At 40.5% G+C, this 20,583-nt stretch carries 18 protein-coding genes and 2 pseudogenes; 17 read left to right on the forward strand and 3 right to left on the reverse strand.

Features of this window, described 5'->3' with window-relative positions:
• Positions 1-27: 27 nt before the first annotated feature.
• The 3 genes from L3V32_RS19290 to L3V32_RS19300 are packed head-to-tail and all read right to left on the reverse strand — an operon-like array spanning position 28 to position 5,242.
• Positions 28-480, reverse strand: coding sequence for an Lrp/AsnC family transcriptional regulator (locus L3V32_RS19290; RefSeq protein ID WP_005373369.1), 453 nt, complete (start codon positions 478-480; stop codon positions 28-30).
• Between the two features lie 28 nt (positions 481-508).
• Entirely contained in the window at positions 509-3,901 is a 3,393-nt protein-coding gene (gene tssM / locus L3V32_RS19295) for a type VI secretion system membrane subunit TssM (RefSeq protein ID WP_237284943.1), read from the reverse strand.
• 27 nt (positions 3,902-3,928) lie between these two features.
• A complete protein-coding gene (locus L3V32_RS19300) occupies positions 3,929-5,242 on the reverse strand; it encodes a type VI secretion system ImpA family N-terminal domain-containing protein (RefSeq protein WP_085343945.1) in 1,314 nt (437 codons plus the stop codon).
• A 538-nt stretch (positions 5,243-5,780) separates the two neighbouring features.
• Between L3V32_RS19300 and L3V32_RS19305 the strand changes: the two genes are divergently transcribed.
• The 17 genes and pseudogenes from L3V32_RS19305 (at position 5,781) to L3V32_RS19385 (ending at position 20,476) form a co-directional block, all read left to right on the forward strand.
• Positions 5,781-6,380, forward strand: a complete 600-nt coding sequence (locus tag L3V32_RS19305) for a hypothetical protein (RefSeq protein ID WP_005392629.1) — start codon at positions 5,781-5,783, stop codon at positions 6,378-6,380.
• Between the two features lie 9 nt (positions 6,381-6,389).
• Positions 6,390-7,883, forward strand: a complete 1,494-nt coding sequence (locus tag L3V32_RS19310; RefSeq protein WP_237284944.1) for a type VI secretion system-associated FHA domain protein — start codon at positions 6,390-6,392, stop codon at positions 7,881-7,883.
• Entirely contained in the window at positions 7,876-8,376 is a 501-nt protein-coding gene (gene tssJ / locus L3V32_RS19315; RefSeq protein ID WP_237284945.1) for a type VI secretion system lipoprotein TssJ, read from the forward strand. Before L3V32_RS19310 ends, tssJ begins: the two co-directional genes overlap by 8 nt.
• Before the next feature lie 11 nt (positions 8,377-8,387).
• Entirely contained in the window at positions 8,388-9,713 is a 1,326-nt protein-coding gene (gene tssK / locus L3V32_RS19320; RefSeq protein ID WP_006741084.1) for a type VI secretion system baseplate subunit TssK, read from the forward strand.
• The gene (gene icmH / locus L3V32_RS19325) at positions 9,710-10,501 is read left to right on the forward strand and encodes a type IVB secretion system protein IcmH/DotU (RefSeq protein ID WP_006741083.1); all 792 of its coding nucleotides are present in this window, start codon (positions 9,710-9,712) and stop codon (positions 10,499-10,501) included. The genes tssK and icmH overlap by 4 nt, the downstream gene beginning before the upstream one ends.
• 148 nt (positions 10,502-10,649) lie before the next feature.
• Positions 10,650-12,137 carry a PAAR-like domain-containing protein gene (locus L3V32_RS19330; protein WP_237284946.1) on the forward strand — a complete coding sequence of 496 codons (1,488 nt, stop codon included), beginning with the start codon at positions 10,650-10,652 and terminating at the stop codon, positions 12,135-12,137.
• 14 nt (positions 12,138-12,151) lie between these two features.
• Positions 12,152-12,958, forward strand: coding sequence for an AHH domain-containing protein (locus L3V32_RS19335; RefSeq protein WP_085343942.1), 807 nt, complete (start codon positions 12,152-12,154; stop codon positions 12,956-12,958).
• On the forward strand, positions 12,955-13,524 hold the full coding sequence (locus tag L3V32_RS19340) for a hypothetical protein (protein WP_085343941.1): 570 nt from the start codon (positions 12,955-12,957) through the stop codon (positions 13,522-13,524). Before L3V32_RS19335 ends, L3V32_RS19340 begins: the two co-directional genes overlap by 4 nt.
• A gap of 51 nt (positions 13,525-13,575) precedes the next feature.
• The gene (locus tag L3V32_RS19345) at positions 13,576-13,992 is read left to right on the forward strand and encodes a hypothetical protein (protein WP_085343940.1); all 417 of its coding nucleotides are present in this window, start codon (positions 13,576-13,578) and stop codon (positions 13,990-13,992) included.
• A 116-nt stretch (positions 13,993-14,108) separates the two neighbouring features.
• A complete protein-coding gene (locus tag L3V32_RS19350) occupies positions 14,109-14,675 on the forward strand; it encodes a hypothetical protein (RefSeq protein WP_085343939.1) in 567 nt (188 codons plus the stop codon).
• A gap of 104 nt (positions 14,676-14,779) precedes the next feature.
• Positions 14,780-15,352, forward strand: coding sequence for an imm11 family protein (locus L3V32_RS19355; protein ID WP_237284947.1), 573 nt, complete (start codon positions 14,780-14,782; stop codon positions 15,350-15,352).
• A gap of 8 nt (positions 15,353-15,360) precedes the next feature.
• Positions 15,361-15,852 carry a hypothetical protein gene (locus L3V32_RS19360; RefSeq protein ID WP_237284948.1) on the forward strand — a complete coding sequence of 164 codons (492 nt, stop codon included), beginning with the start codon at positions 15,361-15,363 and terminating at the stop codon, positions 15,850-15,852.
• Positions 15,853-15,902: 50 nt separating this feature from the next.
• Positions 15,903-17,306, forward strand: a pseudogene (locus L3V32_RS19365) (PAAR-like domain-containing protein); the annotation flags it as partial.
• A 950-nt stretch (positions 17,307-18,256) separates the two neighbouring features.
• Positions 18,257-18,862, forward strand: a complete 606-nt coding sequence (locus tag L3V32_RS19370) for an imm11 family protein (protein ID WP_029826410.1) — start codon at positions 18,257-18,259, stop codon at positions 18,860-18,862.
• Between the two features lie 2 nt (positions 18,863-18,864).
• Positions 18,865-19,356: a hypothetical protein gene (locus L3V32_RS19375; RefSeq protein ID WP_237284949.1), complete on the forward strand. Its 492-nt coding sequence runs from the start codon at positions 18,865-18,867 to the stop codon at positions 19,354-19,356.
• Positions 19,357-19,413: 57 nt separating this feature from the next.
• Positions 19,414-19,842 (forward strand): annotated as a pseudogene (locus L3V32_RS19380) (DUF4150 domain-containing protein); the annotation flags it as partial.
• Positions 19,843-19,942: 100 nt separating this feature from the next.
• Positions 19,943-20,476: a hypothetical protein gene (locus L3V32_RS19385; protein ID WP_237284950.1), complete on the forward strand. Its 534-nt coding sequence runs from the start codon at positions 19,943-19,945 to the stop codon at positions 20,474-20,476.
• Positions 20,477-20,583 lie beyond the last annotated feature (107 nt).

A 20,583-nucleotide genomic window follows, 5' to 3' on the forward strand; every position in this document is an offset into this window, starting at 1 on the left:
TGTTGTCATCAAAAAGGTCAGAAAAGCTTAACGGCTGATCGGCTGGTGAAGTACGACGGTAGTATCAAGCCTTTGAATCCCGTTAAATGACTCAATTTCGTTACAAAGATGATGAATAGACTGCAGATCGGGCGCTTCAATTAGGGCAATAATATCAAAGTTGCCACCAACAACGCTTGTTAAGCGAACCTCAGGGATTTCTTTAAGCGCATTTGTTACATCATTTTTCTTACCCTTTTCACAAGATATCAATAGATAGCTTGCGGCTTTGCGCCCTTCGTTTTCTACACGAATTTGTGCGGTATAGCCTTTGATAATACCGGTCTTTTCTAAACGATTAATCCTTTCTGCTACTGCTGTACGAGACAAACCAATGTTTCGAGATAGATTCGCAATAGACTCACGCCCGTTTGACAATAGACTTGAAAGTATTTTTCGATCTAATTTATCTAAACCTTGTAAAGTCATGTTTGAAATCATGTGTTCTGCCTATTTTGTTTTTATATTGTTATTTAATCGACTCTGGGAGCGTAAAGTTATATAGCTCAGCAAGAGTGAATGGGTTTTTCTGCGTCAATGGAGTGATGCGTAAGCTTAAGTCCCTCCCTGACACTTTTATGTCACTGACAAAGCTGCCGTTATGAGTGTTTGTCAAGGTCGAGTCACCTAGCAATCTGTATATCGCCCATTGACCACTCTTATTTAAAACGTGCTGTCTACCTTCGTCTGTTACATCCTGGAGCGTGATACTAATATTGAAGTCACCATTTTGCGGTGGCCAGGCCATTTCACGAATTCGGCTTGGACCGTGGTAGTAACTCATATTGGTATCTGCAATTTTTAAACTGGCTCTAATTGCACTAGAGTCAAGGTCGAGTACTCTTGCACTAAACGGAATATGAACTCGGTTGGTGCTTTTATTAATTAATGTATCTCGAATGACATTATAGTTGCGTAGTTGCACTAGCAGAGCTGGAGAGATTGGCATCGTCTCACCATCTACCTGCTTTGGCGTCCACAAGTTCGTATCGTAGAACGGTGCAAAGTTTTTCTGAATAAATGTGTCTAACAAGCCACCTGAAGCAAATAGCAATTCGAAATCTTCAATTGAGATTTCCTCGGTCGCTGTTAGGTCAAATGGATATTTCCCTAATCCAATCTCTTTAAACTTGGTATAAATTTCACTGTACCACTGAGTTTGGATGCCTTTTGCGGACTCTGTAATCATTACTGACCAGCTTTGCTGAACCACATCTAGTAACCAGCTGCGAACGGGTTCTGGTGATTTTTGTGCAATCTGTTTAAGCTTGATTAATGGGTCCGCCTCAGTACTGTTCATTCGATGCTGTGCTGCTGCTAGCGCCGCCATTTGTGGATCTGGCGCGTCGGCGATGTCCTTCATGTAGGTGCGAACACGGCTCAACGCTGCAACGGTCTCATCCCAAGGAGTAGGGGAGTTTGGTGTCTCACTCACTTGAAGCTGGTTTAATAAGTGAAAGGCTTGCTCAACACGTTGCATTAGCAAGTAATCAGGCTTTACCACTTCTTCTACGGCATCTGATGCAGAATCTGCTGCTGCCGCGAGTTTCGGGTCAAGTTTTGAAATTAGAGCGCTTTTTTCGCCAACGGGTGAAAATTGCGTGTTGGCATAGACCTGCTTCAATACCGTTGTCATTGGTGAAGAAGGGCCAGAGATTAAGTCTATCGCGTTGGTCAGGTCACCAACGTTGTCATAGTTTTGGACTTTGAGCTCACTCAGCGCATTACGCCAGTTATTGATGTAGTCATCAGTATATTTTTTTCGCACTTCTTCTTTAAAGGCTTCTTGCTCTTCGTTGGTAGGGATGACATGTTGCGATAGACCTAGAACCCAGTTGTCGCTGATTACTCGTTGTGACATTAAGTCCACGCGTGGTCGATAAAAGGTGCTAAAACCTGTGGAGGTATAGATCTTATCGACGATTAAGCGTTCGCTATCGATTGGCGTGTTAAATACATTGCTAAACTCAAAACCGACGGCTCGTTGCAGATCTAATGTTCCTAAATCAATAGAGCTTGCTTCGTTTAAAATGCCTGCATACACGAGGTCGACATTCGAATTTGCAAGTAATGAGCGACGTGTTGCACGAACAAGATCCATGTTGATATCGATTGGAGCAAATTGTGTGCGAAAGTAGGCGTCTAAGTAGCGCATGGCCTGATCAACGACGTCACTTCGGTTACTCAAATCACTCATCATTTGGAGTGTTTGATGACGTAAAAAACGGATATCACGCTTAGATGGATCGTTAAGCATTAAATACCCCTTCAATAGAGGTAAAGCGCGCGTGAAAGCGTTTTGATTTTGTGCCAATTGTAGGCGGTAACCTTTCTCAATCAGAGGTATTAGCTGCTGAGCGACTTCCTTAAGTAACGCTTCGTAGGCAATGCGTGTGCTTTGATCCAAACGGCTAATATTGAGTGGTAATATTTCCTCATCTAAAGCCTTAGAACCTTTAAGCCATGCCCCATAAGACGGTTCTATCGCTTTGGTTGCATTTTCTAAAAGCTCACTAAATCTTGCATCGTGCTCTGCTTGTGATTTGTCATCAATACTTAATAGTTGATTCATCACATGTAAGTTACTGTCTAACGTAGTTGCAAAAAAGTAACTACCGCCAGCAAGCAGAATAATGGAGCCGAGTATGGCTAAACGGCTTTGTCTCTGAATTAGACGAAGATACGTCTTGTTTTCTCCCGCAAAATCGCTTTCAGGCAATATTTGCGAATCAATCAGAAAGCGAGAAAAATACGGTGTTTCCGTCAACTGGGTATGCTCTGAGGCGATAATTGGTAAGTTGAAGTAATTACTACAACTTTTTGCTAGTAAATTGTATTTACGACCGCCTTGTAAACTTGAGCTAAAGAAAATTTCACGGATATCTAGCGAATAAACACCGTTGTTAACATCACACAGACGCTCTAGAACATAGCTGACTTCAGACTGACATAGCTCAAACTGCTTAGGGAAAGCGAGAATTGCCTGTTTCTCGTCGATATCTGTTGAGTTAGCTGATGCATCTAGCGCGTTACTTTCAAGCACTTTAACTAGATTTCGGTAGCTATCACGATAGTATTCTGAAAAAACACCTTTGGCCTCTTTCAGCGGGATAGAAAGGAACTCTACACGTGTCTTAAGAGAGCTAAAGTGCATGTATTCTTTAAATCCATCTAACTTGTCTAGCTTCGACATAATTAGATAAATGGGTAATGCTGACGACGTTTTAGAGTTGATAGTGCTCAAGCGCTCCAATAACGACGAAATAGTGTACTCTTTTTGTTCTGGCTCAGAGACTATCATGAACTCGAAGTCGATGAAGAATAAACAGCCAGAAAATGGTTTTCTAGGTCGGTGGCGAATCACTTCTTCGATGAATGTATTCCATAAAGAAGCATCACTGCTTGATATTTCTTGAAACACTAAGCGTTGGTCAGGTTTGATGTATACAGCGCTGTCAGATTCGTACCATTCAAAAAAATCATTCTTAGCGGTTCTCGTGCGATCCATTGGTTTAATTGCACTAGAATTAAATAAAAATTGACGTCGCCCTGACCCTTTATTACCAAGCATCAGATAAATTGGTTTCTTCCCTGAGTTAGCAAGAAGAGGTTGGATAACCATAGAAAGAGCTTCTTCCTCAGTTTCCAAATTTTGAGCTTTAGCGCTGTTCTTTTTTTTCAACCATAGTGTGAATTGAAAAGTGACGTAGAAAATGGCGATAACACCAAGGCTCAGCCAAAGATACAGTTTATCTGCATCTTTTAGAAAAAGAAGATAAATAGCGGTAATGGTTATCGCCACTAAAAGCGTTAATATAGTCGAAATCACAACTGGATTTCTAAACAGTTTTTGTTTGAACATAAGCCTAAAACTTCTTTAATTGTATTGTTATTTATTGTCAGTTTTTTCAGCTTGTAGCTGACTCAATTTATATAGGTAGATGTTCAGTAAAAGGGTTGCGCGGTCAATTTCCTTTTGCTGTGAATACTTTTCAGCGTATTCAATACGACCTAGAAGCGGGAATAGTGAGTTACTATATTCGTACGCCGTTTTAGAGTTCTTATCTACATTCTGTCTAGCTACGTTGGCAAACACCGTTCTTGCGTCTGAGAATCGCTTATACACATCCATAAACTGGTCTTCTAAATGGGCGCTCTGTGTCAAAAAGTTTTGACGTAACTGCTGGGCAGAAGATGAATCTGGATAGATTGCGATTAATTCATTGGTCAAGCTATCGAGCTCGCTGACGTTACTTACTTTGGCCGAGTCTAAAAACCAGTTATTCATCATAATATCTACGCGATTAATAGTTGGTGTTTTCAGTGACTGGGCATATTTTTTATTTTCGTAATCTAACGAGGCGACCAACTTTACAAGTTCATTAAGTGAAGCTTGACTAATTTTTTGCTCCAGCGTTCGATAGCGTTGTTGTTCGTACACAAAATGTGAACATATCGCCGTAACAATCAAGCCAATGATGAAGTAGATCATAAATCGGCCGGACTTTGTTGGGTTCGTTTTTTCACTGTTATTGAGGGGGGATGGCGAGTCCGGGGCAGGAGAGGGAGATACATTCACTTTAATTTCAGGTGTTGCCTGTGCGGAAGCTGAAGCGTTAGTATTTGCTTGTTTTTTCTCACGTAACTCTATGGCATGTTGTTGTTCTTTTATCTGTTCAGCCCATTGATTTAAGATACGACGAATGCGACCAAATGAAGGCGCTTGAATACCGTAATGAAGGCGAAGCTCTTCCTCTATTCTTAAACACAACTGGTGCGCAGCTTCAATCAGTGGAAGTTCTTCCGGCAACGCACGGTGCTTATTAATACGTTTTTCAGTATGCTCCACCATCCATTCAATTGCGCTCATTCGTGCTTTTGACTTTGAATGTTCAGGGTATGCGGTGTTCCAATAGACCACACACACATCAAGCAATGAATTTAACCCTTCAACAAGGCCTCTTAGACCATCGTTATATGTTGATGCGACCGTGAAGTAGCAGCAACAACGTAAGTCTTTAGCGTGAGTGCTCAAGATTTTTTTTGAGAGTGTTTGAACCGTTTTCCAAGAGACTCTTCCGGTGACTTTATTAAGATTATTTATTTGACGTTTTATTTCGTCAAAGTCTTCAGAGCCATTAGGGTTAGAGCCGCTTGGGTTATTTTCATCGATTGGTCTTCGAGCGAAGTCGCTAAAAAACATAAGGCAAATTCCAACTGATCATATAGAAGTATTAAGGTATATAGGACTCCACTGCTGTTATATTAAATTGTAAGCAGTGCATTACCGAAGTGATTCTATAGATAAAAGAAGTTGTTTAGATAATAAAAACACTTAAAAAATAAATTAAATTATCCTTAGTGTGATCTTTGTTCATAATATTAATGTCAATAGTTCGATTTGTTTTTAAGGAGAGCCTTATATATGACGAAGTCGATCTTTTGAGTTAATAAATGTGATTAAATTGTTAATTTTGTCTGTTTTTTGTTCGTCTGTGTTCTTTAAAATAGCCCTCTTAAATTGGTGATAGAGCCTTCTTAATTTTTATTTAATTAAATAGGTTTACAGGCTCATTGCTTTAACTCAGTTCGGTCCATTAGTTTTTGTTTGTAGGTAAAATAACCAACCCTGTAGTTGAAATGTATTAAGTTATAGGTGTTTTTTTAGGCTTATTGAAAAAGAGAATATAATTGATATCTTTCGCCTCTAAGTAGAATATCGGTTTTCCTAGAGGGACGAAATGCTAAAACCAAGTCAAATCGGGCTGATTTCAGCCATGTGTCTATTTTCTTCTTTTGCAGTCGCAAAGGGAGAGCGTTATGGACTCTCTGCCAGTATGTTGACTATCGATAGCATTAATTACGAAGAAGGTAACAGTGGTGAACAAGACACTCTGAGGTTTGGCTTGGTTCATTCTCGCCCTATTGATGAAAATAATAACCGTTGGCGCTGGTGGTTAGGGCTTAACTACCTAGCAGAAGATATCGAAGCGCCAGCTAGCGGTCTATATCAAGAAGTAACTAACTATGAACTTCGTGTTGTACCGCAATATGCGCTGGCTTCTTGGAGCGTTTTCACACCGTACGTAGGTGCTGGTTTATCTGCAGGTTACTCACAATATTCAAACCGTTGGCAAGTTGACCCAGAAGGTTACCGCTATAAGAGTGTCGAGGACATCGATCAGTTCGAGCTGGGTGCAGTTATCGCCGTTGGTACGGTCATTAAGCTAGGTAGTAACCCAGATGCTCATATACAAATCATTCCTCAAGCCTCTTATATTCTCCCAGTTATCAATGATGGGATAGGTGGGCTTGAACTGTCTGTTTCTATGCTATTTTGAGGTATATAGATGCACTCAAATCAGCTAGTTCTATTTATTTCTAAATGCCCAGAGGAATACACGGGTGCTAAGCACATTGAAATGCCCGAGAGTGGTGGTTCAATGGGGCGTTCACCAAGTTGTAGTGTGTCTTTAACCGATCACAACCGTTTTATATCAGGCACTCATTGCCTGATCAGTGTGTATGGAGATACCTACTATATTAGTGACGTATCCACTAATGGCACTTTGGTTAACGGAAACAAAATACTAAAAAATCAACCTGTTGCGATAGTCGATGGCGATATTATTTCTTTAGGACAATATGAAATTGGCGTTTCTCTGGAGCATGTTACCTCGACACAAGACATTGCCGCTGATATAGCCCCTGAGCGAGTATCCAATGATCCTTTGGTTAGCCTCGGAGACGCAGTTGTCGAAGAAGAAGAAAAAGTAGGCGCTTTAGAAGATTTGTTTATGGAGACTAAACAGGATGACATTGATTGTCATGATCCTGTTGCGCACCTTAACTTTTCAATGCAGCGAGATGATGATTATTTAATTCGTGACGATGAGCATCCAGAACCTGAACAGCCTAAAACGGTGGAAAGCACACGTCAGGTGGTCGATGACAGTTTCAGCATATACTCCGAGTTCGATCAGCCAAGCCTCATCCCTGAAGATTGGATGGCTACGGAGACCAAGAGTAACGCATCAATAAAGGGTTCGTTAGGGGTAGAAAACGGTACGCCATATAGAGAAGATATTGTCTCAGAAGAGACGGTTCAACCCCAAACGACGATTCTAGATAGGGCAGTTCAAAGACAACATCGTGCACCTAACTCCACCGAGACGATCGTCGAACATACCGCTAAAGGCTCAAAATGGGAAGAGATGACACAGTCATTTACTCCCTCTTCTCAAGCTAATCAGCAACTGCAAATGCCTGCTGCAGAACCTACGATAAACAGTACGACTAAAGAGCAAGCGGGAATCGAAGCAACCGCCTGTTCTCAAGATATAGCACAAGCGTTTTTTGATGGTTTGGGTATAAGAAATCCTGAGCTAATGACGAATGAAGCTCAGTTGTTCAAACAAATGGGCACTTGTTTGCGCTTATGTATCGATAACCTGCAGAAAGAATTACACGAAGTAGAGTCCTTGAAAGAAGAGCAGAGTACGAGTGAGTCTAAATCTAACATTGCGGAGCTGATGCTGACTCTCAATAGCCAACATCTACTGGCTCCAAATGAACTGGTAGAACAAATGCTTGATGAGTTGAATGACCACCAAGTCACGTTTAATAAAGCGCTTAATGAGCTCATTTTAGAACAATCAGAGACGAACGATCCCGTTGCATTTGCTAACAAAGTGGCGAGTCAATCTTTGTTCTCAACGAAGTCAAAACTGTGGGGCGAATATTTAGATTTCTACTCTAACAATCGTCGCCTGCTCAACGAAACATCCTTAAAAGGGCTGATTAAGAAAAACTATAACAAAGTGATTAAGGGAAACCATGCGTAGTATCGCCGTATTACTCGGATTTGCCATGTTGTCCGGTTGTTCCATGTGGGATCAATTTAAAGAGTCCACGGGTATCACACCAGAAACTTCGTCCATTGAATTGGTTATTGAGGCGTCACCTGTACTCAATGTGAGAGATGGGGGGCAGTCATCTCCGGTCATTCTCCGTCTTCACGAATTAAATTCGCCAGTTTTATTCCGAAGCTTAGATTTTTTTGCGCTGTTTGAAAACGATAAAGCGTCGTTGGGTGATGAGTACATCAAACGTTATGAATATCAAATACAGCCAGGTGGAAAAGTTCATGAAATGCTAACGCTAGACCCTGACACTCGTGCCGTCGGTTTTTCTGTGGCCTTTCGTGATATTGATGGTTCGTCATGGCGTAAAGTTGAAGTCATTGAAGAGAAGAGCGAGTACTACATCAAGCTCAAGTTAGAAGGCAGTGAGTTAATTACTGATAATACTCGCGGCATTGAACAGGTTTACTTTTAAGGGATAGAAACATGTCTTTATACAATCCAGTTGTTTGGCAAGATGGAATGTTCATGAAGCCGCAGCATTTTCAACAACTCGATCGTTCGCAAAGTAAACTGTCGAGCATGTTGAGCAACAACGCATCTCCTTTACATTGGGGGATTAAGCGTTTGGAAATAAATTCACAACTGCTAGCCCTCGGTAAAATTGGTATTACGCGTGCAGAAGGCATCCTACAGGACCGCACGCCATTTGAGCTTCCACTGCTCGCTGAACTACCAGAAGTGAAAGATGTGGATCCTTCGATTGCCGATAAAGTGGTTTATTTGTGCTGTCCGTTACCATCGGAACGTTCTGAGTTATTTGGCACTAAAAAAGACGGTGCACGTTATACGATGGAATCTCAAGAAGCGGTTGATGCTTGTTATGATTCGGAAGACATGGCAAATATCGTTGTCGGTAAGCTTAACTTTTGCTTAATGTACGACCATGAAGATAAAAGTGCTTACACGTCTATTCCGATCCTCAAGATCTCGGAAGTGAAGCCAGATGGCAGCGTGATCTTAGATGATAGTTTCATTCCTACCTGTATTGATATTCACGCATCTACGGTACTTAATAAGTTCGCGACGGAGTTTGCTTCTATGCTCAAGCACCGCGCAGAATCCATAGTTCAGCGATTAGGGGTAGTGGATCAACAAGGCGTATCATCAGTTTCTGACTTTATGCTTTTGCAAGCGCTCAATAGATACGAACCCTTGTTTTGGCATTTTGCAAACACAGAAGCTGTACACCCTGAGTCTTTGTATCGAATTCTTCTTCAGGCAGAGGGCGAGCTTTCGACGCTGTGCTCGACGACACGCCGACCTATTGAGTTTACTAAATACAATCATGGTGATCTTACTAGCTGTCTTTCTCGCGTTCTAGACAGTGCGAAAATGACATTGAGCGTGATGTCTGAACAAAGAGCAATTCCACTGACCTTAAAAGATCAGAACTATGGCATCAGAACGGCAGCGATCCCTGACAATAAGATCATTGATACGACGACCTTTATCCTCGCAGTGAAAGCCGACGTAACCTTGGATGTCCTGCATACCCAGTTTGTCAGCCAAACGAAGATCGGCTCAATCGATAACATTCGCGATTTGATTAACCTTCAACTTCCTGGGATTGAGATTAAACCAATGCCAGTTGTGCCACGCGCGCTGCCGTATCACGCTGGCTATACCTATTTCGAGCTCGATAAAACGGGCGAAGAGTGGATGGCATTGAAGAACACTGCTGCGATTGCGATTCACGTTGCGGGCGATTTCGCTAACTTATCATTGCAACTTTGGGCCGTTCGTCTATGAGTTACGCAGAAACAGACGTCACCGTAGTCTTATTCCAACCAGAGCCTGGCAAACCAATGGAGGTAATGCCAGCGCCTGACTTATCGAGAAACATCGCAGTACAAGATCTATCTATCGACAACATGGGTATTAACCCGCTGGTGGACCAGTTCTCATGGTTGATCGCCAGTCTGTCTTGTATGTCTTCGATCCCTTGGCTTGATGACCCGATGCCATTTCGTGAACAAGTGGCACGTGAGATTCGAAAAGGTGAACGAAAACTTAATGAAATGGAGCTCGATCGTGCTTCGGTTCTTGTTATTCGTTACTGCTTGTGTGCGGCGATTGATGAATCTGTTTGTCGGCAAGAATGGGGGGCAAATAGTCACTGGAGCCAGAACAGCTTACTGTCTGAATTCCATAACGAAACATCTGGTGGTGACAAGTTTTTCGTTATTCTCGACCGCTTAAAAGCCGACCCTCGCAAATACCGTCACGTTATAGAGTTTCTCTATTTATTGCTTCAACTTGGTTTCCAAGGCAAGTACGGCCGTGAAGAGCGTGGTAACGAAAAGTTAGCGGAAATTGGCAGCACCATTTATCGATTAGTGCGAGATGACCGCCTAGCAGAACAAGAAAAAGTTTCTTTAATCAACCTTAAAGCTAAATACCTAAAGAAGCCGTTAAAAAGGGTAATTTCACCCAAGCTGATCTTGAGTCTTAGTGCGATTACGTTTGCGCTTATGTATGCGGCAACCTACATCGTCATAGACTTAAAATTCCAGCAACTGCTTGAAGTGTATAGATAACCAGAAATCTAAAAATGAGATCTTCTGCCAGTTTTAAGGTTTGCTGTGAATATCACTGGTCTTTTAGTGAAATTCACTAGTCATTTAGAGAGATTGCAATGTGCGATCTCTTTTATCATTCAATCAATAAAATTCAAATGGATTGGTTATGGGCGTAACAGTTGGTGCGAATGGACTTTCGATAGTTCATAAAGGCTCAGGTGGTGAAGCGAATGCAACGCTCCCAGATGTTTGTTTAACTAAGGTCGGCAAGCCAGTCGTTCCTATCCCTTATGGCAACAATGCTAAATCAGCAGACCTTGCTGGTGGGACTACGACGGTCTCTATGGATGGCGGTAACAGTGTCGCTATCAAGGGCAGTACGTTCTCAAAAAGTACCGGCGATGCGGGCGGTGACAGAAAAGGCGTTGCCTCAGGCACGATAGAAGCCGAAGCAAAATTCATTTCAGCTTCACCAACGGTTAAATTTGAGGGCAAGGGCGTATGTCGCCTGTCCGATCAAATGACCATGAACAAAGCCAATACCATGTGTTTGGGTGGGGCACAAAACCCATCGGTTTCTGTTACGGAAGATCAGGAAGGGACGTATACGGTTGACTTATACCTCTCATACTCAGACGGTGAACCCGTTCAAGGTGCGACTTACACTCTCACAGATCAATCTGGCGCGGTGTTTGAAGGAACACTAGACAACAACGGTAAAGCATCGGTTGGTGGCGTTGCTCCGGGGGAGTTTGCTATAGAGTACGGCGAGGACAGCCGCGATTTTATGCCAAATGTCCCAACCAAGACCAACCCGAACTTTGATCCAAGTGCAAACGCGCAGCTAATTATTGAAGAAGCTAAGCGTGGAGAAGTCGGTTTCTGGGAGAATGCGTGGAAGAGAATGTCTGGTGCTGCAAGCTGGGTTTGGGGCGTTATTCTTGGTGATTTCAACGATGACGCTTCTGTAGAGCAGATCATCGCCAATACGGCGCTGACGATGATTCCTGTTGTCGATCAAGCAGCAGATGTCCGCGATTTATCAGCGAACATTATGACGTTGTTGAATGAGGAAGAACGTGAAAAGTCGGAAAACTGGCTGGCTCTTTCATTAACGCTTATCGGTTGTGTCCCGACATTTGGTAGTGCAGTCAAAGGTACGTGTAGAGTAGCCCTTAAAGGCGGGAAAGGAACTTCAAAGGATACTTTGCTAGCTGTTTTAAGAGGCATGGGTAAGGGTGATCCAGAAAAATTCTTGCGCACGTTAGATTGGATGGATTATGCGAAACAAACCAGCCAGATTGTTAGTGATGTTTTAAAACCTTGTATTGAAGTGGCAACGGAGTTGGCTTCATACGCAAACAGAATGGGTGCAGATGAGCTTGGTGCGTATTTCTTGAAGTTAGCGGATGAGGTAAAAATCATCGATAAGATGGTACCGGACAAGCTTAAAGAAGCGATGGGCGAGTTTGATGATCTTTTTGCTCGTATCTTAGGTAAGGGCGAGAAAACTTACCCAGCAAGAGTAAAACATAATACCGGTGAGTCTGCTCAGTCAGGAAAGAACTCCGCAAAGGCGAATGAGGACAAAGATAAAAAAGATTTTGTCTGTCCCGTTTGTAAGAAGAAACCAGAAAAATGTGATGCTTATTAGAGGTCAATACCATCATGGCTAAAAACTCAACTGCAAAAACACATTGTCTTATAAAAGGTTCAGGGCCTGCTTTAGCAAAAGCAATTAAATCTAAGCACTATAAGTCGGGCTTCAATGAACATTTATGGGCGGATGGACGTTTGAAGGGGGATGACGGACAGTTCGGACTTCAGGCTCACCACATCATAACAACTAAAAACTTAGATACTCCAGAGTGGAAAAAATACAGAGAAGCATATGAGTATGATATAAACACCTGGAAAAATGGGGTAATGTTCCCTTCCAAAACGGATATCGCTTGTCAAGTCAATACACACGTCCATAAGTCTGGCCATGGTGGAGGTTTGGACTTCAAGACCGAGCAAGAACAGTTTTGGGAAACAAGTTCAGATCTTGAAAGTGGTGAACTTACATCAATTCCGGTAACAAAGGTTCCTGACCCTGTAGTGTCTAAGTTGCGGCTGGATGATATAAAGTATATAAAGTCGGTTAATCGGGATATTAAAGGTGTAAAAGAAAGTGCAAAAAGAGGCTATTATTGCAAATCAGGGAATAAAAGGCACTTTCAGTCTGATTTAGACGACGTCTCTGAAGACATTTTAGTGTGTTTAGATAGCTTTTTATATACAATTTCGACTTTTGGTCATGATTACTCTCCGGCAAGTGATATAGGTTGTGCAGGCGAGAATAATATAGAAAGCAAGAGTAAATCAAGAAGCGCATGCCCAAGTAGATCTTCCAAGCTACCGGAAGAAAAACACAATATAAAGAATGTAAAAGGTAAGATTATGAAACCTAGAAAACTTGAGGTTGGAAAATGAGTGAATATTTTTTTGCAAGAGAGTGTGTCAATTCCCCAATTTACTGTTTTCCAGATGAATACATCGATTCAGTACCCTTAACGAGTTTTACTTACCCTAAAGCACCTGTTCCCTTGATAGTCGAATTTTTTCCACAAGATGATTATGAAATCCCAGATATACTTGAGATGCCAAATTTCTCTATTAAGAAAAATGAATTTTCGAAATTAAATTTTAATAACATTTTTGGGATTAATTGGATCGATATTAAACTTCATGATAAAGGCGAACATGATTTTCTTATGCTACAAGTTGTCAATGAGATCAAGCTAATTGATAGATCTAAAAGTAAGATCAAGAGGTACCGAAAGGATTCTAATGGTGATGAGATGATTAGTGGTATTCTTAATCTTATATTAGATGAAAAACTAATTCAGACTATACCAGTAGATAGAAGGCAGGTAGTTATAGATCCTGGTTGGTTGAAGTGTGTTTTTTTCCATAAAAGTTTAGTTGAAAAAATAAAAAATTCTAAGCTAGTCGGTGTGGAATTTATACCGGCAGACGGCTATTCAGACTTTAGATAGATGAAATTAAATTTGAATGATTTTTATGTAAATTACTATTCTTGAAGTAATATGTATATTAAGTTTATTAAAGAAAATTTAAGCAATATTCTACCAGAAAAAAGACCAGGTATGGTTTTTTCTAACCCTGACTTGTTTATTATTTTTGACAATAATATCCGATTCGTAATTTGGGAAGAAATTTTAGAAAAGTTAAATAAATTTTGGTTAGAAGGAAAAGATACTTGGGATAGTAATTTTGATTTTGGTAGTCATCCTGACGATTATGATAGACAGTTTGATGATTATAAAACAATTGAACTTTTACAATTTCCAACCCTGACAGATTTAGAAGTAGAAGAAAAATATGCTTTTGTTTTTAACGAGAATAATGAATTATATATTAGTGAGAACTTCGTTAAAGACTTGAAGTCAGCTGGATGTGTCGATGTATGGTATGATACCACAGCTCCATATGGCCGTTATTAGACTGCCAGCATTGAAAAGCGCCTCATGGCGCTTTTTCTTTAATATTATTATTGAAGCACCGTTGTTGCCTGTTGAATTAAAGAACAGGAGTAAAATAAGAACGTCAGAGATTGTAAATGAGCGATTATTACTTTGCTAGAGAAGTTGTTGAAACACCACTTTATGATTTTCCGGATGAATTCTCTGATTCGGTTCCATCTAGCGTATTTACATATCCTAATAAGCCAATTCCGCTTGTAAAAAGGTTTGCTCTTAAAGAAGATTATAAGATTACCGATGTGTTTTTAATTCCTTCACTAGTAATAAGGAGTGACGTTTTTGAGGGTATTTCTTTCAATCACTTATTTGGAGTGAACTGGGTTGACATAACTCTTGTCGATAATGGAAATTATGCTTATAAAATGTTACAGCTTTGCAATGAAATAAATGTAATTGACAGAGATAAAAGTGAGTTCGATTTTTACGATGAATTTGAAGGTGAAGAGTTTATCTCTGGAATGAATAAGTTGGTTGTAAATGATGATTTGATCGATAACATAGAAGTTGAAAAAAGACTTATATTTTGGGATTCTGGTTGGAAGGATAAAGTATTTTACCATAACTCCATTGTGAAAAAGTTTCTTGAGCAGAAAGTACAGGGGATAGAATTTTTCTCTGTTGATGATTATTCGGAGTTTGTATAAATTTAATATTAAAAGAGGTGGTTAAGGTTTTTTAGGAAAAGGAAATGATTTTTCAATCCTGATATCTATATTCATATGGTATTGGAAAGTAAGTGACGTAAAATATGAAATTCTCGATTATTAGTGAAAATTACCAAATTTCGCAAATGATTTATACATGTGTTGACAGTAGAGAGCCCTTGTATAGTAAAGCGAAATTTGAGCCTACAAGCTCTTTAGAGCCTATTGTTTGGGAATCTACGGATGGTTTTATTAAAGGTGTAGGTAATATTGCGGATAATGGTGATCTCTGTGTTAGTAAGGAGTTCGCTGAACTGGTGATGAGTTTTGACCCTTATGGGATCGAATGTTACCCCGCAGAACTTAGATTACCAGATGGCTCGTTATCAAATCGTTATTTGTTGGCACTAAATAATGTTTTAGATGTTATTGATGAATCTAAATCTAGAATGAGAAAGTCACCCAAGAGAAATAAGATGTTAGTTATGGAACTTTATTTATCTGAGGAGAAATTAAAAAAAATCCCTCTTCAAAATAGAGTTTTGTTCCGCGTTAAAGGGGCAGAGACCGCAACAATTTTCTGTGAGGAAATTTTTGATCTTGTTAGTTGCACTGAATCATTTAGTGATTTAAGAGCTTTTAAATTGGATTGTGATAAGGAAGTACCAAAGTACTGAGGCTTAAAATGAAAGAACAATATCATTTATTAACTAAACAAGACCTAGGTAACTTCCCATTCCAACAAAGCGCTAAGCCAATAGTGCCAGTTGAGCCTGATTTACTGCTTGAAATGACTTTTTCTCCGAAGCTATTTATCATCAGTGATATTGCGTCAAAAGTAGAGAAACTGGTCGTACATGGAGTAGAGTGGTTAGACGCTCGTGTCGATTGTTCTCCAAGCCAACCAACAGATGATCAAATTAAAGTTTATGAAGATTATCGAATGCCTTATATCCATCAAACTTATAAATTGACGGACAAAGAAAAACAATACGGCAAGTTGAACTGGTTAGACATCGAATCAACAGAGTTTGATTTCTCTAAATTAGAAAATATCCCCTTAGAAGAACGATTAATATTTAAACTAGAAGAAGATTTTGGCTTAGTGTTTATTCACCAGAGTGTGATTGACCTTCTTAAAAAAGACGTCAAAGACGTTTGGGTAAGAGATGTATAGAAAGCGCCGAAAGGCGCTTTTTCATTCAACACAAGATTTAATCTGTAGATCAAGTAAATGCAACGCTCCCAGATGTTTGTTTAACTAAGGTAGGCAAGCCGATCGTTCCTATCCCTTATGGCAACAATGCTAAATCAGCAGACCTTGCAGGTGGGACTACGACGGTCTCTATGGATGGCGGTAACAGTGTCGCTATCAAGGGCAGTACGTTCTCAAAAAGTACTGGCGATGCGGGCGGTGACAGAAAAGGCGTTGCCTCAGGCACGATAGAAGCCGAAGCAAAATTCATTTCAGCTTCACCAACGGTTAAGTTTGAAGGTAAGGGCGTATGTCGCCTGTCCGATCAAATGACCATGAACAAAGCCAACACCATGTGTTTGGGTGGGGCACAAAACCCATCGGTTTCTGTTACAGAAGAGCAGGAAGGGACGTATACGGTTGACTTGTACCTTTCTTACTCAGACGGTGAACCCGTTCAAGGCGCAACATACACTCTCACAGATCAATCTGGCGCGGTGTTTGAAGGAACACTAGACAACAACGGTAAAGCATCGGTTGGTGGCGTTGCTCCGGGGGAGTTTGCTATAGAGTACGGCGAGGACAGCCGCGACTTTATGCCGAATGTCCCAACTAAGACTAATCCAAACTTTAATCCAAGTGCGAACGCTCAACTGATCATTGAAGAAACAAAGAAAGGCGAGGTTGGCTTCTGGGAAAATGCTTGGACGCGAATGTCTGGTGCTGCAAGCTGGGTTTGGGGCGTCATTCTTGGTGACTTTAACGATGATGCCTCCGTAGAACAGATCATTGCCAATACGGCCCTGACCATGATCCCTGTTGTCGATCAAGCAGCAGATGTCCGCGATTTATCAGCGAACATTATGACGTTGTTGAATGAGGAAGAACGTGAAAAGTCGGAAAACTGGCTGGCTCTTTCATTAACGCTTATCGGTTGTGTCCCGACATTTGGTAGTGCAGTCAAAGGTACGTGTAAAGTAGCCCTTAAAGGCGGAAAAGGAACATCAAAAGATACTTTACTGGCTGTTTTAAGAGGCATGGGTAAAGGCGATCCAGAGAAGTTCTTGCGTACGTTAGATTGGATGGATTATGCGAAACAAACCAGCCAGATTGTTAGCGATGTTCTAAAACCTTGTATTGAAGTGGCAACTGAGCTGGCTTCATACGCAAACAGAATGGGTGCAGATGAGCTCGGTACGTATTTCTTGAAGTTAGCGGATGAGGTAAAAATCATCGATAAGATGGTTCCGGACAAGCTTAAAGAAGCGATGGGCGAGTTTGATGATCTTTTTGCTCGTATCTTAGGTAAGGGCGAGAAAACTTACCCAGCAAGAGTAAAACATAATACCGGTGAGTCTGCTCAGTCAGGAAAGAACTCTGCAAAGGCAAATGAAGAAAAAGATAAAAAGCCTGTTAGGTGTAAGATTTGTAAAAAGAGTTGCTGGCAAAAAAGAGGGAGAGTGCGCCGATGCTCTAAGAACAAAAGGGAAGAACAAATAGTGAAAATACAAGAAGCGAACCCTAGCAATACGGTGAAAGAGTTTGAAGGTGATGTATTTCGCCAAACTGACTCTTATAAGTTAGCCAGTGCCGATATTAGAATGTCCCACCCTCTGAACCTTAAGTCAGGCACTCTCGATGCACACCATATAATCAGTGATATGGTTGTTAATAATCTAGCAACCTTTAGAACATTACAAATGCAACGAAAAGGTTGGTCGATGAATCATGGAACCAATCTAGTTTTACTATCATCAGATGAAGAAATTTGTTGTTATTACGAGACTCCTCAACATTCTTCTGGCCATACTGATTCAAGCATTTCGAACTCTTTTTATGGCACTAAAGCGAAGATGCTTAAAGAGTCATCAAAGATAAAAGACAAAGGGCTTGAAAAGTCTATCGATTCTACAATTGGTTACCATAAAGTAGTTGCGATAAAGTTAGCATTGACATTGAACAAATTGAATTGCGACACTGATTACTTAATCTATGTCGATGAGATTGATGACGTATCGAAAAAAAATACTTGGTTATATTTCGAACTTTAAACTGCTGCTAAAAGGTGATGGAGTTAGGTTTAAGAAAGGAAACATAGGATGTGGTGTATGTAGTAGTAGAGACGCTCACTTTACGCCCGGAGGCTTCAAGTTTTTCAATAAACGGCGGGACATAGCAGAAAAGGATTCGCATACAAGAGAAAGCGAAGGCTTGGTTAAGTCCAACATCACGTATCAAAAAAATAATAAAGAGTACAGTACTTCAGTCAAACACAATATGGTGTATGAAAATTTTTATAAACAAGTTGAACCAAAAGAAGTAGTAAAAAATATGATCTTTGATAGAAGTCGGAATAGGTTAAAGAACGTTAAGGAATTGTAAGTATATGGGTGGTGAAAAACTAGCTACGTTTAGTGAAAACTTATTAGGTAATGATATTTTTGCAAAACCAATTGATGGAAGAGAATTTTTATATTCCATTGACAAATATTTACCAGTTTCAGCTTTAGACGCAATAATCTGGACTGCTGGTGACCATGATCTTGAAGATGTCCCTGATATAATCGATAAAGGTGATCGATTAGTTTCTAGACTGGTAATGGAAGCTATTATGGCGTGGGATCCTTATGGTGTGATATTCCTACCTGCCGAACTGCATTCCACTTGTAGGCAACTAACGGACTTTTTTATCATGTCGGTTAATAATACTATCGATGTTATTAACGAGGAAGACAGTTTTGTGTTTATGGAAGATAAATCCCACATAGGACTACCTCCTAAAGTAGTAGTCTCTGAGCTATATATATCTGAGTCGAAGTACAATGCTATTGAATCACATAAGAAGCATATATTTAGAGTGCAAGGCTCAGATGACACGATTTTCTTTTCTACTGAATTGGTTGATAATGTTTGGGAAATCGCAGAGAAAAATGGCGCAGTAGGTCTCGTGCAAGAGCCATTTGATTTTGATGAAGAGGCACCTGTATTTTAATTATGAAAGAACAATATCATTTACTAACTAAACAAGACCTAGTTAACTTTCCATTCCAGCAAAGCCCTAAACCAATAGTGCCAGTAGAGCCCGATTTACTTTTGGAAATGACCTTTTCTCCAAAGCTATTTATCATCAGTGATATTGCATCAGAAGTAGAGAAACTGGTCGTACACGGAGTAGAGTGGTTAGACGCTCGAGTGGATTGTTCTCCAAGCCAGCCATCTGATGATGAAATTAAAGTTTACGAAGATTATCGTATGCCTTACATCCATCAAACTTATAAATTGACGGATAAAGAAAAACAATACGGCAAGTTGAACTGGTTAGACATCGAGTCAACGGAGTTTGATTTCTCTAAAATAGAAAATATTCCTTTAGAGGAGCGATTAATATTTAAGCTAGAAGAAGACTTTGGCTTAGTTTTCATTCACCAGAGTGTGATAGACCTTCTTAAGAAAGACGTCAAAGACGTTTGGGTAAGGGATGTTTAGAAAGCGCCGAAACGCGCTTTTTTCATTCAGTGCAAGATTTAATCTGTAGATCCAGTAAATGCAACGCTCCCAGATGTTTGTTTAACGAAGGTAGGCAAGCCGATCGTTCCTATCCCTTATGGCAACAATGCTAAATCGGCGGATCTTGCTGGTGACACTACGACTATCTCTATGGATGGTGGCAACAGTGTCGCAATTTAAGGCAGTACGTTCTCAAAAAGTACTGGTGATGCGGGTGGCGATAAAAAAGGCGTTGCATCCGGCACCATAGAAGCCGGAGCGAAATTCATTTCAGCCTCACCAACAGTCAAGTTTGAAGGCAAGGGCGTATGTCGCCTGTCCGATCAAATGACAATGAACAAAGCCAATAGCATGTGTCTTGGCGGCGCACAAAACCCATCGGTTTCTGTTACGGAAGACCAGGAAGGGACGTATACGGTTGATTTGTACCTCTCTTACTCAGACGGTGAACCCGTTCAAGGCGCAATCGGCTATCCAAAGCTAGACAGCAACAAATAGTGAGGAAAGGGTATGATGTGAATCATCAGTAAAACTTGGTAATTTTACCAACTGTAGATGAAATATCTTGTCATATAGTGTACCGCTACACAAATCTGGGCATACTGACAGTGACTTAATTGCACTCTATGAGGATAGAACTGGCGATGAAGTTGAGGCCGATTTGGCAAGCTTAGCAACAAATCCAGTTACTGAAGAGCCCGTTAAAGAAGATGGTCAATCACTTAATGGTGCATTCGGATACCATAAAGTTGTTGCTAAAAAATTGGCTTTAAGGCTCAAATCAATCAATTGTGACACGTTACCTAAAAGCTATATTGATACAATAGATGATGTTTCTATTGAAATCCTCGGTGATATAGCAAGTTTTGACCTTTTGTTAATAAGCAAAGGGAAACTAATGGAAGAGGGTGATAAAGGATGCGTGCGTTGTATTAAAAAAGGTGTCCGGCATACACATTACACAAAGCGCTTTAGATCACTCTTTAAGCTCAAAAAGCGAGTTCCTGAACAAGAAACGGTAGATGCATTTAGCTATATACCTGGAAAATACCGCCTGATGAGTGTAAGAGAGCAAAGCCAGATAATTACCAAACAATAAAGAGGTATAAGATGGAGTTTTCGGTAATCTCTGAGGACTTTATGAGAAGTTCATCGGCATTCCAAAGTGTGGATGACCGAGAGTTTCTATATAGTACAAATAATTTT

The sequence above is a fragment of the Vibrio sp. J2-4 genome (genome assembly GCF_021728155.1).
Classification (GTDB): Bacteria; Pseudomonadota; Gammaproteobacteria; order Enterobacterales; family Vibrionaceae; genus Vibrio; species Vibrio diabolicus.

Coding starts and splice junctions, on each gene's coding strand:
- L3V32_RS19360 (WP_237284948.1), top strand. CDS start 15,361: ATGAAAGAACAATATCATTTATTAACTAAACAAGACCTAGGTAACTTC.
- L3V32_RS19305 (WP_005392629.1), top strand. CDS start 5,781: ATGCTAAAACCAAGTCAAATCGGGCTGATTTCAGCCATGTGTCTATTT.
- L3V32_RS19350 (WP_085343939.1), top strand. CDS start 14,109: ATGAGCGATTATTACTTTGCTAGAGAAGTTGTTGAAACACCACTTTAT.
- L3V32_RS19300 (WP_085343945.1), bottom strand. CDS start 5,242: ATGTTTTTTAGCGACTTCGCTCGAAGACCAATCGATGAAAATAACCCA.
- L3V32_RS19375 (WP_237284949.1), top strand. CDS start 18,865: ATGAAAGAACAATATCATTTACTAACTAAACAAGACCTAGTTAACTTT.
- L3V32_RS19370 (WP_029826410.1), top strand. CDS start 18,257: ATGGGTGGTGAAAAACTAGCTACGTTTAGTGAAAACTTATTAGGTAAT.
- L3V32_RS19355 (WP_237284947.1), top strand. CDS start 14,780: ATGAAATTCTCGATTATTAGTGAAAATTACCAAATTTCGCAAATGATT.
- L3V32_RS19290 (WP_005373369.1), bottom strand. CDS start 480: ATGATTTCAAACATGACTTTACAAGGTTTAGATAAATTAGATCGAAAA.
- tssJ (WP_237284945.1), top strand. CDS start 7,876: ATGCGTAGTATCGCCGTATTACTCGGATTTGCCATGTTGTCCGGTTGT.
- L3V32_RS19330 (WP_237284946.1), top strand. CDS start 10,650: ATGGGCGTAACAGTTGGTGCGAATGGACTTTCGATAGTTCATAAAGGC.
- tssK (WP_006741084.1), top strand. CDS start 8,388: ATGTCTTTATACAATCCAGTTGTTTGGCAAGATGGAATGTTCATGAAG.
- L3V32_RS19340 (WP_085343941.1), top strand. CDS start 12,955: ATGAGTGAATATTTTTTTGCAAGAGAGTGTGTCAATTCCCCAATTTAC.
- icmH (WP_006741083.1), top strand. CDS start 9,710: ATGAGTTACGCAGAAACAGACGTCACCGTAGTCTTATTCCAACCAGAG.
- L3V32_RS19310 (WP_237284944.1), top strand. CDS start 6,390: ATGCACTCAAATCAGCTAGTTCTATTTATTTCTAAATGCCCAGAGGAA.
- tssM (WP_237284943.1), bottom strand. CDS start 3,901: ATGTTCAAACAAAAACTGTTTAGAAATCCAGTTGTGATTTCGACTATA.
- L3V32_RS19345 (WP_085343940.1), top strand. CDS start 13,576: ATGTATATTAAGTTTATTAAAGAAAATTTAAGCAATATTCTACCAGAA.
- L3V32_RS19335 (WP_085343942.1), top strand. CDS start 12,152: ATGGCTAAAAACTCAACTGCAAAAACACATTGTCTTATAAAAGGTTCA.